This window comes from Sneathia vaginalis, from assembly GCF_000973085.1.
GTDB classification, from domain to species: domain Bacteria; phylum Fusobacteriota; class Fusobacteriia; order Fusobacteriales; family Leptotrichiaceae; genus Sneathia; species Sneathia vaginalis.
On the sequence record NZ_CP011280.1, the window covers coordinates 514,356 to 529,582 of the forward strand.

At 26.2% G+C, this 15,227-nt stretch carries 12 protein-coding genes; 6 read left to right on the plus strand and 6 right to left on the minus strand.

From position 1 onward, the window contains the following. Nucleotides 1-50 precede the first annotated feature (50 nt). Both VC03_RS02590 and VC03_RS02595 read left to right on the plus strand, forming a co-directional pair. Nucleotides 51-1,628: an ATP-binding cassette domain-containing protein gene (locus VC03_RS02590; RefSeq protein ID WP_046328535.1), complete on the plus strand. Its 1,578-nt coding sequence runs from the start codon at nt 51-53 to the stop codon at nt 1,626-1,628. Continuing rightward, nucleotides 1,615-3,156, plus strand: coding sequence for an ATP-binding cassette domain-containing protein (locus tag VC03_RS02595; protein ID WP_046328536.1), 1,542 nt, complete (start codon nt 1,615-1,617; stop codon nt 3,154-3,156). Before VC03_RS02590 ends, VC03_RS02595 begins: the two co-directional genes overlap by 14 nt. Here the strand turns inward: VC03_RS02595 and VC03_RS02600 are convergent. Then, the gene (locus VC03_RS02600) at nt 3,149-4,414 is read right to left on the minus strand and encodes a hemolysin family protein (RefSeq protein WP_237224003.1); all 1,266 of its coding nucleotides are present in this window, start codon (nt 4,412-4,414) and stop codon (nt 3,149-3,151) included. The two genes, VC03_RS02595 and VC03_RS02600, sit on opposite strands and share 8 nt — an antisense overlap. A 152-nt stretch (nt 4,415-4,566) precedes the next feature. On the opposite strand from VC03_RS02600, the gene VC03_RS02605 reads away from it, so the two are divergent. Then, entirely contained in the window at nt 4,567-5,466 is a 900-nt protein-coding gene (locus VC03_RS02605; RefSeq protein ID WP_046328538.1) for a nucleoside hydrolase, read from the plus strand. Nucleotides 5,467-5,474: 8 nt separating this feature from the next. On the opposite strand, the gene VC03_RS02610 is transcribed toward VC03_RS02605, so the two are convergent. The 5 genes from VC03_RS02610 to uppS are packed head-to-tail and all read right to left on the minus strand — an operon-like array spanning nt 5,475 to nt 11,804. Further along, on the minus strand, nt 5,475-7,943 hold the full coding sequence (locus VC03_RS02610) for a glycogen/starch/alpha-glucan phosphorylase (RefSeq protein ID WP_084710343.1): 2,469 nt from the start codon (nt 7,941-7,943) through the stop codon (nt 5,475-5,477). Between the two features lie 17 nt (nt 7,944-7,960). After that, the gene (locus VC03_RS02615; protein WP_046328540.1) at nt 7,961-9,034 is read right to left on the minus strand and encodes a hypothetical protein; all 1,074 of its coding nucleotides are present in this window, start codon (nt 9,032-9,034) and stop codon (nt 7,961-7,963) included. Between the two features lies 1 nt (nt 9,035). After that, nucleotides 9,036-10,343: a hypothetical protein gene (locus VC03_RS02620; protein ID WP_046328541.1), complete on the minus strand. Its 1,308-nt coding sequence runs from the start codon at nt 10,341-10,343 to the stop codon at nt 9,036-9,038. Further along, nucleotides 10,328-11,116 carry a phosphatidate cytidylyltransferase gene (locus tag VC03_RS06545; protein WP_052727663.1) on the minus strand — a complete coding sequence of 263 codons (789 nt, stop codon included), beginning with the start codon at nt 11,114-11,116 and terminating at the stop codon, nt 10,328-10,330. Before VC03_RS06545 ends, VC03_RS02620 begins: the two co-directional genes overlap by 16 nt. After that, nucleotides 11,103-11,804, minus strand: coding sequence for a polyprenyl diphosphate synthase (uppS, locus tag VC03_RS02630; RefSeq protein ID WP_046328542.1), 702 nt, complete (start codon nt 11,802-11,804; stop codon nt 11,103-11,105). Before uppS ends, VC03_RS06545 begins: the two co-directional genes overlap by 14 nt. Before the next feature lie 159 nt (nt 11,805-11,963). On the opposite strand from uppS, the gene pnp reads away from it, so the two are divergent. Genes pnp through VC03_RS02645 form a run of 3 tightly spaced genes read left to right on the plus strand, consistent with a single transcriptional unit; the run spans nt 11,964 to nt 15,217 of the window. After that, nucleotides 11,964-14,159: a polyribonucleotide nucleotidyltransferase gene (gene pnp / locus VC03_RS02635; RefSeq protein WP_046328543.1), complete on the plus strand. Its 2,196-nt coding sequence runs from the start codon at nt 11,964-11,966 to the stop codon at nt 14,157-14,159. Next, entirely contained in the window at nt 14,143-14,700 is a 558-nt protein-coding gene (pgsA, locus tag VC03_RS02640; RefSeq protein WP_046328544.1) for a CDP-diacylglycerol--glycerol-3-phosphate 3-phosphatidyltransferase, read from the plus strand. The genes pnp and pgsA overlap by 17 nt, the downstream gene beginning before the upstream one ends. Further along, nucleotides 14,693-15,217 carry a hypothetical protein gene (locus tag VC03_RS02645; RefSeq protein WP_046328545.1) on the plus strand — a complete coding sequence of 175 codons (525 nt, stop codon included), beginning with the start codon at nt 14,693-14,695 and terminating at the stop codon, nt 15,215-15,217. The genes pgsA and VC03_RS02645 overlap by 8 nt, the downstream gene beginning before the upstream one ends. Nucleotides 15,218-15,227 lie beyond the last annotated feature (10 nt).

Genomic DNA, 15,227 nt, shown 5'->3' on the forward strand with positions numbered 1-15,227 from the left:
ATTAAATATTTTTGTAATTATGCCGATTTTTTTTATATAAGGAGGAAATATTGAAAGAGTTACAATCATATTTTAAGGAGAATATTTTTAAGCAGATAAGCTTATGTTTTTTCATCTTTTTAAAAGCATTCCTATTCATCTTTAAAACAATGTTAGGTATGTTTATACTAAATAATGTTTTAAAGAAGGATTTAAGGGGGACAGTCTTTTATATTGCAATAGAGTTTTTTGTAATAATACTATCTGCCATTATTGATTATGCATATCTTGTATTAAGAGAAGGATATTTAGAAAATATAAAATTATCTATTATTAATGATCTTTCCCATAAAATAATTAATCAAAAAAACTCCAAATTAAAAGAAAAAGAAAAGTATATATCATGGCTAGTAAATGATATGAATAGTATAAAAGAAGAATATTTTAAAAATGTATATATATTTTTATACGATGTTTTAATAGTTCTTTTTACTGGAAGTATGATATTATGGTTTAATATATATATTTTCATATTTAACTTAATAGGGTTTGCATTAATGTTTAAATTTTCAGATAAATTGTCTTCAAAAATAGAAACAATACAATATGACATTTCAAAAGAAAAAGAAAAAAATGTTAAGTATGTTACTAATTTATATGAAAATGTGTATAAATTTTTCTTTGAGAATAAAATAAAAAATTTTGCAGATAAACAAAATGAATATAATAATAACTACCTTAAAGTATATTATAACCTAAACAAAAAATTTCATTTGGTAATAAGTGAACTAACAATATTAAGTGTTTTAATACAGATACTAAATGCTAGTATAACTACTGTGTATATAATAAACAATAAACTCCCTATATCAGCATTTTTCCCTATTTGTACATTTTGTGCATATTTTTGTAACACCATAAATGAAATTGTAGGAAAATATATATCATTAAAAAATTCTAAAAAGGTTTATGAAAAATATGATAATGAAATAGAATTAGAAGAAAGCTATGATAAAATATCAGATATATCTATTATAGAATTTAAGGATGTTTGTTTAGATGGAATAATAAATAACTTTAATTTATCACTAAATAAAGGAGATAAGTGCTTAATAATCGGGGAATCAGGTAGTGGTAAATCTACAATAATAAATCTATTATTAAAAAACATTTCTAATTATAGTGGGGAAATTTTAATAAATTCTAAGGATATAAAAAGTGTTGATAAATATTCGATTTATTCTGAAATTGAGTATATAAATTCAGAAAATTTCATTTTTTATTCAAATATATATGATAATGTTTCAATATACGATGAAAATTGTGATAAGGCATTAGTTAATAGTATTTTAAATGAACTAGAAATTTCTACAATTGATAAAGAAGTAAAAGATGATAATTTATCATTAGGTCAAAAACAAAGATTAAATCTAGCTAAGGTATTCTATAATAGAAAAAATATAGTAATATTAGATGAAGCTACCTCAAATTTAGATGAAAAAAATAGATATAATATAGAAAACAAGTTAATTAATTCAGATAAGACTTTAATTTTAATAACACATCATTATGATGATGAATATTTAAAACAGTTTGATAAGGTAATATATTTAAAAAAAGGTGAGGTAGTACAATATGAAGGTGAATAAAATTAAGATTACATATTTATCAGTTATATATGCTGGAGAATCATTAATTAAAGCTATTTTGCCCTTATTTTTTGTAAATATATTCAACTATATTGTTAAAAAAGAATATAAGATGGCAATGATTTTACTTGTTATACAACTTATAGGATACATAATGTATGTAATATATAATAATGTGTTAAATAATACAGATGCTAAAATAAAAGAAGAAATTAAAAATGAAATAAAGTATAACTTAGCGTTGAAAATAAATGATCAAAAAGCAAAAGATATAGATTCAAATAAGGTATTATCTTGGACTATAAACGATGTTGAGGATATTATTAATAACTATATAGGTGGTATATGCGAAATAGTTGGTTGTATATCATTAATAGTATTTTCTGTTATAACACTAGTATACTATAGCTACATACTATTTTTAGCTTGTGTAATACTTTCAATATTTACTTACTATATCCCTCAATTATTCGTTAAAACTCTAGAAAAGAAACAAAAAGATCTTAATACTGCAGAGGGTATATATTTAAAGAAGATAAAAAATATATTATACGGTATCATGAATTTTATCTATTCTAATAAGCAAAATAACTTCATTTTTGCAATAGATAGAACTAGTACTAAGTTAAAAGAAGAATACCTTAAAACATTCAAGTTTAATAAGAAGTATAATGTCTTTATTAATTTTGTTATTGCACTATCCAATGTAATTCTATACTCCATAGTATATATAATGATTTACTATAACTACGTATCTTTAGGACTATTTACAGCTATAACAGATGTATTTAATAATTTTAATCAGTCAATAATTTCATTTTCTTCTTTGATTGCGAAAATAAAGGTAGGTAAGTCAATATTAAATAAATTTGATAAAGAATTAGTATGCGATTTAGTAGAAAAGAAGGATGTTAAAAAGATAGATAACATTACCTTTGATGATTTCGGTTTAAACTTTCAAGAAAGAACTATTATTAAAAATTTTTCATTTAAAATTAATAAAGATGAAAAATATATAATTTTAGGTAAAAGTGGAAGTGGAAAATCTAGCTTAATTAAAAGTATTTTAGGTCTAATAACATATGACGGTATTATTAAAATAAATGACGAGGATATAAATACATTTAATATGAAAAGCATATATAATAATATTACATATATAAGTGATGAAAATAAAATAATATATGCAAATATTTATGATAATATAGCTCTTTTTTCAAAATATGATAAAAAGAAAATGGATGAAATATTAAAAAATTTAAAATTAGAACATATAGATAAAGATAAGACCTTAGATGAATCAATTCTTTCAACTGGTGAAATTCAGAGAATAAATTTAGCTAGAGTTTTATACAATCAAAAAAATATTTTAATTTTAGATGAAGCACTAGCTAATATAGACGCTGAAAATAGAAATAATATTATTGAATATATAAACTCAAAACCTTTAACATTACTATATATAACCCACCATATTGACGATAATATTAAATATGATTATAAACTAAAAATACCCAATCTTAATTAGATTGGGCATCTTTTTTTATTAATACTTTTTGAATCTTCTTATTCTTTACCTTTAGCACTTTAAAGCAAGCACCATCTATGTAGATGTCATCGATATTGGCATTATCATCAGGGATGTAGCCTATATGCTCTATTACAAGTCCTCCAACAGAATCATAGTGTTCAGAGTAGAAATCTGTCTTTAAAAAGTCATTTAAGTCATTAATTGATAAATCACCATTTACAAGATACTTATTCTTCCCTATTTCAACTATATTATATATCTTCTTATCGTATTCATCCGTAATATCACCTACAAGTTCTTCTAGTAGGTCTTCTAGTGTTACAATTCCTGAAACACCACCATATTCATCTATTAATATTGCCATATGATTGTTGTTAGTCTTCATTTCCATGAATAGTTGACTTACTTTTTTTGTATCAGGTACAAAATATGCTTCTTTCATAAGTGATTCTGCAGTAACAGATCTATCTTGTAATAGAAGTAAATCTTTAATATGCAGTATACCTATAACATCATCAAGGTCTTCGTCATAGACTGGGACTCTAGAGTATGTAGTAATATTTTTTTTACTCAATAAGCTTTCTATTGTTTCATTTTTTTGTATTGCAAATATATTAGGTCTTGGAATCATGACTTCACGAGCAAGTAATTCATCGAAGTCTATAATATTTTCCATCATTTCTTTTTCAGGTTTTTCTAAATTACCATTATTTAAAACAGCAATCATTTCTTCTTTACTTAAATCATCGCTCTCCTTATTTTTACTAAATCCTAGAATAAATACCATAGCATTTGTAGATACAGTTAGTATAAATATTAGAGGAGTAAAAATTATTGAAAATATATTTAATATTCCAACTAATGATAGAGAAATTCCTAATGATTTTTGTAAACCTATTCTTTTTGGTACTAATTCACCTAGAACTAATGAAAGATATGAAAGTATAAGTGTTACTATAACAACAGATAATTCACGAGCATAAGGTAAATTAGTTAATGAATGTTCTAGCTTGTTAGATAAGCTAATAGCAGCAGATGCTGATGCAAAGAAGTTAGCAAGTGTTATTGCAACTTGTATTGTAGATAAAAGTTTACTAGGACTTTCTATCATTTTAAGTAATAATTTTGCTCTTTTATCTCCATTTTCAACTAGTGCTAATATCTTGTTTTTATTCACCGAGAATATTGCAATTTCTGCACATGAGAAAAATGCATTAACAAGTATAAGGAAAAATATTAGCATCAATTTGGGCACTATGTCCAATGTGATCCCTCCATTAATATTGATACAAATATTTTACCATCAATTTATTTATTTGTAAATTCAATATATAAATAAAGTATTACTTAGGATGCTTTTTTTTGAAATAAAGTGTATAATATACAAAACGAGAATGGGGTGAGAGTATGATACCAGTAATAATAGATACAGATCCAGGTATTGATGATGCAATAGCTATAGCACTTGCAATTAAGTGTTCTAAACTAGATATACGGTTAATAACAACAGTAGCAGGTAATGTAGGTATAGAAAATACAACAAGAAATGCATTAAATTTAGTCAGTTTTTTTGGTAGACCAGATATACAGGTTGCGAAAGGTTCTAGTAAGCCACTAATGCAAAAATTTGTAGATGGAAGTGAATTTCATGGTAAAAGTGGACTTGGAAGTATAGTGCTAAAAGAATCATTGAATAAGGCAAAAGATAATGCGGTAGAAGAAATGAAAAATGTGATATTAAATAGTAATGAAAAGATTAGTATAATAGCTTTAGGACCATTAACAAATATCGCCTTACTATTAAAGTCGTATCCAAGTGTAAAAGAGAATATTGAAAAGATAGTATTAATGGGTGGAGCTATTGGAAGAGGTAATATGAGTCCATTAGTTGAATTTAATATAGGGGCAGATCCTAATGCAGCTAAGATAGTATTTAATGAAGGTATTGATATTACTATGATAGGTCTTGAAATGGGTGATAATGCAAGAATTAGTGAAGATGATTTAAAAGATTCAAAGACAGAAATAGGTAAGTTTTGTCATCAAGCAATAGTGGATTATAGGGGAGGGAAAGTAGGTAAAATGGCATCAATTTATGATGCAACAGCAGTAGCCTATTTAGTTAATCCTAATTTATTTAAAACTAGAAAGCTTTTTGTGGATATAGAAATACAAGGACAGTATACAAGAGGAGCAACAGTAGTAGATTTAAATGGGGTGTATAAAAAAGAACCTAATACTACAGTCGCACTTGAGATAAATAATAATGAATTTAGAAATTGGCTTATAAAAAAATTGTCGCAATAGCGACAATTTTATTTTATATAATTTTCAGGTTTACAAGGTTTAATATTCCAAATATCATTTGCATATTCTTCAATTGTTCTGTCTGAAGAGAACTTACCAGCATTTGCAATATTCTTTAATGCCATTTTAGCCCAATTTTCTTTTTGAGCAAAGGCTTTAGATATTTTAGCTTGTGTAGCTCTATATTGTGGGAAGTCTTTCAAGACATAGTAAACATCTGGTCTATTTCCATCTACACCATAAAGTATAGAATCACGAATTTCTTTGAATAATCCTGTATGATTATCATCATATGTACCATCTGTTAATTGGTCAACAACTTTTTGTAGACCATCTACAACATAGTATTCTTCCATAGGATCATATTTACCATATTCATTTAATCTTTCAACTTCATCAGCTGTTAGACCGAATATAAATTCATTTTCTTTACCAGCTTCTTCAACTATTTCGATATTAGCACCATCCATAGTTCCTAATGTAATTGCACCATTAACCATGAATTTCATATTACCAGTACCACTAGCTTCCTTACCAGCTGTTGAAATTTGTTCAGATATATCAGCAGCAGGGAATATTCTTTCTGCTAATGAAACTCTATAGTTTTCAAGGAATACAACTTTAATCTTTCCATTGATACTTGCATCATTATTAATAACTTGTGCAATAGAGTTTATTAATTTAATTATACCCTTAGCTCTTCTATATCCAGGAGCTGATTTAGCAGCAAATATGAATGTTCTTGGATATACATCTAATAAAGGATTTTCCTTTAATTTGTTGTATAAGTCCATTATATGGAATACATTTAGCAATTGACGTTTGTATTCATGTAATCTTTTAACTTGAATATCAAATATTGATGTAGGATCAACTTCAATACCAGTTGTATCTAGTATATATTTTGCTAATTTTTTCTTGTTATTTAACTTGATTTCCATAATATCATGTAGGACTTTTTCGTCATCAATATATTTTTCTAATTTCTTTAATTCACTTAAGTTTGTTATCCACTTATCTGAACCAATTAATTTTGTAATATATTCTGATAATTCAGGGTTTGCTTTTAATACCCATCTTCTTTGTGTAATTCCATTAGTCTTGTTTTGGAATTTATCAGGGTATAGTTCATACCAATCTTTTAATTCTTGATGTTTTAATATTTCAGTATGTAATGTTGCAACACCATTTACAGTATGTGATGCAACTATTGCAAGCCATGCCATTTTAACTTGCCCATTAGAAATTATACTCATTCTATTTATTCTATCAAAGTCACTAGGATATTTTTCTCTTAATTCATTTACAAATCTTCTGTTGATTTCTTCTATTATTTGATAAATTCTAGGTAATAGAGGTTGAATTAATGAGATATCCCATTTTTCAAGTGCTTCTGATAAAATTGTGTGGTTAGTGTATGCAAATACTTTTTTACAAATATTCCAAGCTTCATCCCAACCTAATTTTTCATAGTCTAATAATATTCTCATAAGTTCAGGTATTGCTACAACTGGGTGAGTATCATTTAATTGTATAGCAATTTTATCACTAAACTTATCAAAGTTATTACCATATATTGATTTATATCTTCTAACTATATCTTGTAATGATGCTGATGTGAAGAAGTATTGTTGTTTTAATCTTAACCATTTACCACTTCTTTCAGTATCATTTGGATAAAGAACTCTTGATATATCTTCAGCTTCTATTTCTTTTTCTGATGCTGCAAGATATCTTTGAGCGTTGAATAGTTGTAAATCAAATCCTTCCATAGATTGTGCTTCCCATAATCTTAAAGTATTTACAACACCATTTCCATATCCTATAACTGGAACATCATAAGCAATAGCTTTTACATTTTCAGTATTAACTCTCTTGTAGTATTCTTTTCCAACTTCGTCTTTATGGATTTCTACATTACCACCAAATTTAACTTCAAATGTTCTATCAAGTCTTTTTATGTCCCAAGGAGTACCAAATTTTGTCCAATCATCAGGATATTCAACTTGGAATCCATTTTCTATTTTTTGTTCAAATAAACCATATTTATATCTTAAACCATAACCATGTCCTGGTAAGCTAAGAGTTGCTAATGAATCAAGGAAACAAGCAGCTAATCTACCAAGTCCACCATTACCAAGTCCTGTATCCATTTCTTTATCTTCAATTAAGCTTAAGTCTATATTAAGATCATCTAACACTTCTTTAATAATCTTATCATATTGTAAGTTTATTAAATTATTTCCTAAGTATCTACCCATTAAAAATTCTGCTGAGAAGTAGTACATTTGCTTAACTTGTTTTTTAGCATAAGTCTTTTTAGTGTTGTACCATTTTTCAACAACGTCATCCATAACAGCACTTGAAACAGCGTAGTAGATTTCATAATTTTTAGCTTCTTCAAGAGTTTTCCCGTATTGACGTCTTAGAGCTAATTTAATTTTTTCCTTTAATTGCTCTTTAGTGATTTTTTGCATTATATTTACCTCCGAACTCATTGTAATACATTTCCAAATTCAATGTTATACTTCCGTCTTAAATATTCTAACATTTGTAAGCCTAAAAAGTCAATATCTAGTGAGTATAAAATCTCAGAAATGTTTTTATCTATTAGAATACTACCTATTATTTTCTTAATGTTTGTAATGTTTTTTGAATTAAGACCAGCTGGCAAGAAAATTCTTACTTCTCTATCACTAATTTTCTTTATGGTAACAAGGTTTATATTCTTATCTTTCATTTTTAATAAGGGTTCTAGCAAATATCTTTGGTTTTTAGATTCTATATATGTATCATAGTAATTTCTATAATGAACAATGTCTAAAAAATTAAAATTAGGCATGAAAAGACAAGAGTTTTCATTGACTTCTTCATTAATGTAAAATTTTAGATTATATATATTGTGATCTATATGTATTTTATATATCTCATATTTTTTTATAGCAGCATCATTTTCTTTTAGATACTTGAATATATTTTCAACATCTACATTTTTATCGACCTTATAGTCCATTATAAAGTAGGTGTATAAGTCGTCATCTAATATATCAGGTGTATAATTATATGGATTACCAAATTGTAGTAAGTATCTAAGTATAGTTCTTCTAGATAAGTAAAAATATGGTACAGTACTATCTAAAGTTAGTTTTATGTAGTAGTAGTTTTTAGACTCATTTTTTTTATTTAGTATATCTTGTATATTTTTTGTAATAGAATGAATTTCATTTTCTATATTAACTATATTATTCTTTTTTTCATTTACACCAGTTTTTAAGTAGGCGATATATAGATTTTCAAATGCTTTAAAACATTTAAATATATTATTCTTGTACTCATAATATGTCTTTTTATTTCTATCGATAATAGAAAAAATCTTTTTTAAAAGGCTTATAGTATCAATATCGTAAATATTTTTTAAAAAGAATGTATCATTTTCCAGTTCATTTAATTTTTTAACACAAAATTGAAAGTCTTCTTTTTCAATAGAATTAATATGTAGTAAAAATTCTAAGATTTCTTTTATAATAGACAGATCTTTAGATATAGTATTTGATATTTTGTTATCCATATTACCTTCTTTCTAGATATGATGCAAGATTTAATATATACGCTTTTTTAGTATCTTTTAATAGACATTCACCTATAAAGTTATTATTATCGTTTTCTATAGGTCGTACAAATATCTTTTCTTCATAAAGTACATCGTTAACTAAAAGTATGAAATTTTGCAATTTTATACAAATTTGTATAGCAAATTTTGGGTTAGTAACTGAATTTAAAATTGGCATCTCAAATGAAGAAATTTTAAAATACTTTACGTTATTTATTGATACAACATTATTCTTATTATATTTAAATACATTTATTACTTTAGTCTTATCTATTGCAAAATATCCTAGAGCTGTTTTTATTATATAGCAATTAAGTGTTAAAAAGTTAAGTGGAAGTTTTGTTACTATATTTGAATCTTCATCTATGTATAAACGCCCATCTTTTGATTCTATAATATGCTTATAGTTCAAAAATGATAATTCTAGTTCATTTTCTTTTATAGAATAGAAGTCATTTTTTGCAATATTAGTATATGCAAGATTGTATTGTATATTAGGATTGTTGATTATTATCTTTATCTTGTTAAAATCTTGTATAAAGTTAATAGAGACTATAAATTCCTTTTTTTCTATATTTCTTTGTCTTTTTTCATTTTCTTCATGTATAAAAGCATAAAGTAGGGATATAAGAGAGGGTTTAATAGCAAAAAATAGTATTTTATCCATAGTAATAGTATTGTTAATATCATAGTTAAGTTGAAAGTCTATTCCAAAAGTTTTTGCATATTCTACCAAACGACTTTGTATATTTTGTAGTTCATTTGTAACATTAATCATACGTAGATTAAATGTTTCATCTTTTAGATAATACTTTGTTAGTGAAAGGTTTTTAATAAGTCTATAATACTCATCTTTTTTATCTTTACGAATAAATCTACTCATTTCTTGTAAGTCTTTTCTAATGTAGAAAAGTTTGTCTATATTATTAACCAGATTATTTATCTGTGATGAATTTATTGAAAACTCATCTTTTTTACTTTCAACTTCAGATAATTTTATTAGTATGTAGTCTAGTATAAAGTCAAAGTCTGATAAAAATTTTTTAATAAGTTCATCAATATTATTACCATCAAATGAAATGATAAACTCTAGAAAACAATTTATTTTATCGGGAACATAGTCATTAAATGATACATTATTATCTAAAAAAACATATTCCTTGCTTATAACATTAAAAGACTCCTTTATATTCTTAAAGAAGTCCAATATATTTATTTTTTCTATATCATAATCTTTTTTGAAAGTTATGGTTAATTTGTAAAGCATACTAACCTCCAATAATAGTAAACAAATGGTATTACGAATAGTGCACTGTCAAATCTATCAAGGAAACCACCATGTCCACCAAGTATAGTACTAGAATCTTTTACATCTAAATCTCTTTTTATTTTTGATTCAAACAAGTCACCAAAGACAGCAACGATTGTAAGTAGTATTGATAAAATAGCTAAATTAGTTCCAAAAAATATTTTAGGTACAAAATACTTAAATATGTAGCTAATTATTAAAACTCCAAAGAATCCCCCTATAACCCCTTCTATAGACTTATTAGGAGATATTTTTGTGAATTTATGCTTTCCTATTCTAGAACCAACTAAGTATGCAAATGTATCACAAGCCCAAATAGAACAAAAGGCGTATGTAATAATTAAACCACCAAATTTAAATTGTTGTATTTTTAGTGCATAAGAGAATAGTATAGGTATATACATTATACCAAAAAAAGTTAATGATAGCTTTTCGGTAAATTTTTTCTCATTATCTATTAGCATACCAGAAACTGCTACAATAAATGCTGAAGCTGTTAAACTAACTTTTGTCATAAAATTAAAATACACTAATATTGGGAATATAAAGCAGATTATAAGTCCAGGATAGAAATATACGTTTTTTTGTTTCTTTAAGAACATATTATATAATTCATATAAAGCACAACAAACAACAATTTCTGTGAAAATTAGAAATAGTATTTTACTGGAAAGCAGTATATATACTAGCAAAGGTATAAAAAGAAAAAGTAAAATTCTATTTTTTTTCATTACTTAAACCTCCAAAACGTCTGTCTCTTTTCTGATAAGAATAAATAGCTTTTAAGAATTCTTCTCTACCAAAATCAGGCCATAAACAAGGTGTAAAGTAAAGTTCAGAATATGCAATTTGCCAAAGCATAAAATTACTTATTCTAAAATCACCACCAGTTCGTATAACAAGATCAGGGCTATTTATGTTATTGTACATTCTATTTGATAAATCATCTTCAGTTATTTTTGTATAACCATCGTTTAATAATGAATTAACTGCATCAACTATTTCGTGTCTACCACCATAATTAAAGCAAATATTTAGTGTAAGTTTTTCGTTATTTTCTAAATACTTACATGTACTTTCTATGGTTTCTAGTAAATAGCTAGGGACTTTTTCTTTTGAACCACTAACTAAAAGTTTGATACCTTGTTCATTCAAAGTTTCTTTTTTGTTAACTAAGTAATTTTTAAATAAAAACATTAATGTATTAACTTCAAGTTTAGGTCTAGACCAGTTTTCAGTAGAAAAAGCATAGACATTTAAAGTTTTTACACCTAATTCTATACAGATTTTTATAATATTTTCAAGTGCAATTACACCTTGTTTATGTCCTTCGGTTCTACTATTTTTATGTAGTAACCCCCATCTACCATTACCGTCCATAATTATAGCTATACTAGTTGGTATTTTTAAATTTTCCATTATCTCACTTCCTCACTGTAGTATAGCAAAAAAATATTGAATTTGCTAGTTGAAATATGATAAAATGCAATATAAGGGGTTGTATGTAGTAAGTAATTTTGGAATCCTTTTTCAAGGCTTGCAATGTTATTTACTACGCCCCTGAAAGAAGGAGGAAAAATGTTTGAAAATGAAAAAAATTTCGAAATTAAATTAGGAAACGAGGTATTAAAAGTTAATACAGGAAGAATTGCAAGACAAGCTGGAGGAGCAGTGCTATTAACTTGTGGTAAGACAACAATATTAGCAACTGCAACAAGATCAAAAGATGTAAAACCAGGTCAAGATTTCTTTCCACTAACTGTTGACTACATTGAAAAATTTTATGCATCTGGTAAATTTCCAGGAGGGTTTGTAAAAAGAGAATCAAAGCCATCAACAGAAGAAATATTAATTTCAAGATTAGTAGATAGACCAATAAGACCACTATTTCCAGAAAGCTTTTTAAATGCTGTTCATGTAGTTATTAACACTGTTTCATATGATGGAGTAAATATGCCAGAAAATCTAGCAACAATAGGTGCATCACTTGCACTAGGTATTTCAGATATACCATTTGAAGGACCAGTTGCTGGAGTTACTGTTGGATATATAGATGGAGAATATGTATTAAATCCAAATAAAGAACAACAAGAAGTAAGTAAAATATATTTATCTGTTGCAGGTACAATGGATGCTATTACCATGGTTGAAGCATGGTCAAATGAAGTTAGTGAAGATGAAATGTTGGATGCTATAATGTTTGGTCATGAACAAATAAAGCAAATATGTAAGGGACAAAAAGAGATAATAGATGAAATAGGTCAAGAAAAACTTGAAGTTGAAGAAATTAAATTTGATGAAAAAGTTGTAGAATTTCTTGATGGTTATGAAAAAGAACTAAAAAAAGCTATATTAGTTCCAGGTAAATTAGAAAAACAAGAAGCAGTAGATAATTTAGGTGAAGAATTGCTAGGAATTTTTAGAGAAAAAATGGCAAGAGAAATTGCAAATGAAAAAATGCAAGAAAAAGAATTATCGGACATAATTGACCAATTGTTAAATAAAGACAATGAAAAGAATTTAGAATATTATGAACAAGAATTTGGTAAATATTATCATGAAATGGAAAAAAGAATAGTTAGAAACTTAATAATTTATGAAAAATATAGACCAGATGGAAGAAAAATAAATGAAATCAGACCTATAAGTGCACAAGTAGATGTTTTACCAGTACCACATGGTTCAGCACTATTTACAAGAGGTGAAACTCAATCATTAGCTACTGTAACACTAGGTTCAAAAGATGATGAACAAATAGTTGATGGTCTAGATGAAGAAAAGAGAAAGAAATTCATATTACACTATAACTTCCCACCATATTCAGTAGGTGAAGCAGGATTTATGAGAGCACCAGGAAGAAGAGAATTAGGACATGGTAATTTAGCTGAAAGAGCATTAAAAGCTGTTATGCCAACAGAAGATGAATTTCCATATACAGTAAGAGTTGTTTCAGATATTACAGAATCTAATGGTTCATCATCACAAGCATCAATTTGTGGTGGATGTCTTGCATTAATGGCAGCTGGTGTACCTATTAAAGGAACTGTTGCAGGTATTGCTATGGGACTAATAAAGGAAGAAGATAATTATACAGTATTAACTGATATACAAGGATTAGAAGATCACTTAGGAGATATGGACTTTAAGGTTGCAGGTACAAAAAAAGGTATTACAGCAATACAAATGGATATTAAGATTAAGGGTATAACAAAAGATATAATGAAAATTGCATTAAAACAAGCACATGAAGCAAGATTTAATATTATAGACATAATGGAAGCAGAAATACCTGAACCAAGAAAACAATTAGCAGAAAATGCACCTAAGATAATTAATTTAAGAATAGATCCTAGTACAATTGCTGTATTAATAGGACCAGCAGGTAAAACTATTAAGGCTATTATCGAAGAAACTGGTGTAGATATTAATATAGAAGATGATGGTAGAGTAAGCATATTTGGAAAAGATATGGATATGATGAATAGAGCTCTAGAATTAGTTAAGAAATATACATTGACTGTTGAGTTAAATAAAGAATATGAAGGTAAAGTTGTTAAACTTGCTAAATTTGGTGCCTTTGTTGAAATAGCACCAGGTAAAGAAGGACTATTACATATATCAGAAATTTCAGATAAGCACGTAAAAAATGTTGAAGATGTATTAAAAGAAGGACAAATTGTAAATGTTAAGGTTATAAACATTGAAAATGATAAATTTAGCTTAAGTATGAAAAAAGTAAATAAGGAGTTGGAAGCTGATGACATTAGCAAATAAGTTAACATGTCTTAGAATGATTTTAATAATACCATTAATTATTAATGCTTCACTAAGATTTAAATTAAATTTTCCTTTTTCAATTATTTTTGCTATACTAACCCTTATAATCTTTGTGGTTGCATGTATAACAGACTATTTTGATGGAAAAATTGCAAGAGAAACTGATACAGTTACAGATTTTGGTAAATTAACAGATCCAATAGCTGACAAACTATTAACATTCTCTTTCTTATTCGTAGCAGTTAAATATGGTAAGTTAAGTTCATTAATTGTTTTAGTTATGTTAATAAGAGAAATAGTAGTAACATATGAAAGATTACAATTAGCTAAGAATAATTACGGTGTAATGAGTGCATCTATGTTAGGAAAGATTAAAACAGTAGTTGTAATGGTAACTATTGTATTAATAATAATATTACCTGCATACAAGGTAGTAAATAATATATTGATGATACCAGCTATGATATTAACTGTAATATCAGGAATAGATTATCATATTAAAGCAACTGAGTATTTAAAAGGAGAGATAAATGGATAGTAAAATATTTAAATTGATAGATTTAATACTATTACCAGTATTTATAGTAATGTTAGACTTTGTATCAACATATACTATATTCTCATCAACAAGAATAATTGTTGGAATTTTTACAATCCTATACTTACTTTATGCTGGTGTTGTATATGTATTAGAAGAAATGAATATTTTACAAAGAAATATTGTTAATTTCTATGACCAAATGCTATACGACTTATCAGATAAGGTGATTATACTTTGTATATTATTACCTCTAGTTGCTATGAAAAAAGTATGGTTATTTGCATATTTTATACTAATTGCAACAATATTATTAAAATTAGGTAAAAAAGTCCTATTAGCCAATAATGGAATAGAAGTAAAAGATGCGTATACTAGAATAAATATAGGGTTTGGATATTTAGGAACAATACTAGTACTTTTAACACCATCAGTATTAGGTATAACTACATTTTATATAATTCCATATATTTTAATTAACCTATTAGAAACAATACAAATTTTTAGAGAAAATTGAGGAGATATAG

Excerpts from the sequence above, each read along its gene's own strand:
- pnp (WP_046328543.1), top strand. The coding sequence starts at position 11,964 with ATGTTTGAAAATGAAAAAAATTTCGAAATTAAATTAGGAAACGAGGTA.
- VC03_RS02615 (WP_046328540.1), bottom strand. The coding sequence starts at position 9,034 with ATGGATAACAAAATATCAAATACTATATCTAAAGATCTGTCTATTATA.
- VC03_RS02610 (WP_084710343.1), bottom strand. The coding sequence starts at position 7,943 with ATGCAAAAAATCACTAAAGAGCAATTAAAGGAAAAAATTAAATTAGCT.
- uppS (WP_046328542.1), bottom strand. The coding sequence starts at position 11,804 with ATGGAAAATTTAAAAATACCAACTAGTATAGCTATAATTATGGACGGT.
- VC03_RS02620 (WP_046328541.1), bottom strand. The coding sequence starts at position 10,343 with ATGCTTTACAAATTAACCATAACTTTCAAAAAAGATTATGATATAGAA.
- VC03_RS02645 (WP_046328545.1), top strand. The coding sequence starts at position 14,693 with ATGGATAGTAAAATATTTAAATTGATAGATTTAATACTATTACCAGTA.
- pgsA (WP_046328544.1), top strand. The coding sequence starts at position 14,143 with ATGACATTAGCAAATAAGTTAACATGTCTTAGAATGATTTTAATAATA.
- VC03_RS02605 (WP_046328538.1), top strand. The coding sequence starts at position 4,567 with ATGATACCAGTAATAATAGATACAGATCCAGGTATTGATGATGCAATA.
- VC03_RS02595 (WP_046328536.1), top strand. The coding sequence starts at position 1,615 with ATGAAGGTGAATAAAATTAAGATTACATATTTATCAGTTATATATGCT.
- VC03_RS06545 (WP_052727663.1), bottom strand. The coding sequence starts at position 11,116 with ATGAAAAAAAATAGAATTTTACTTTTTCTTTTTATACCTTTGCTAGTA.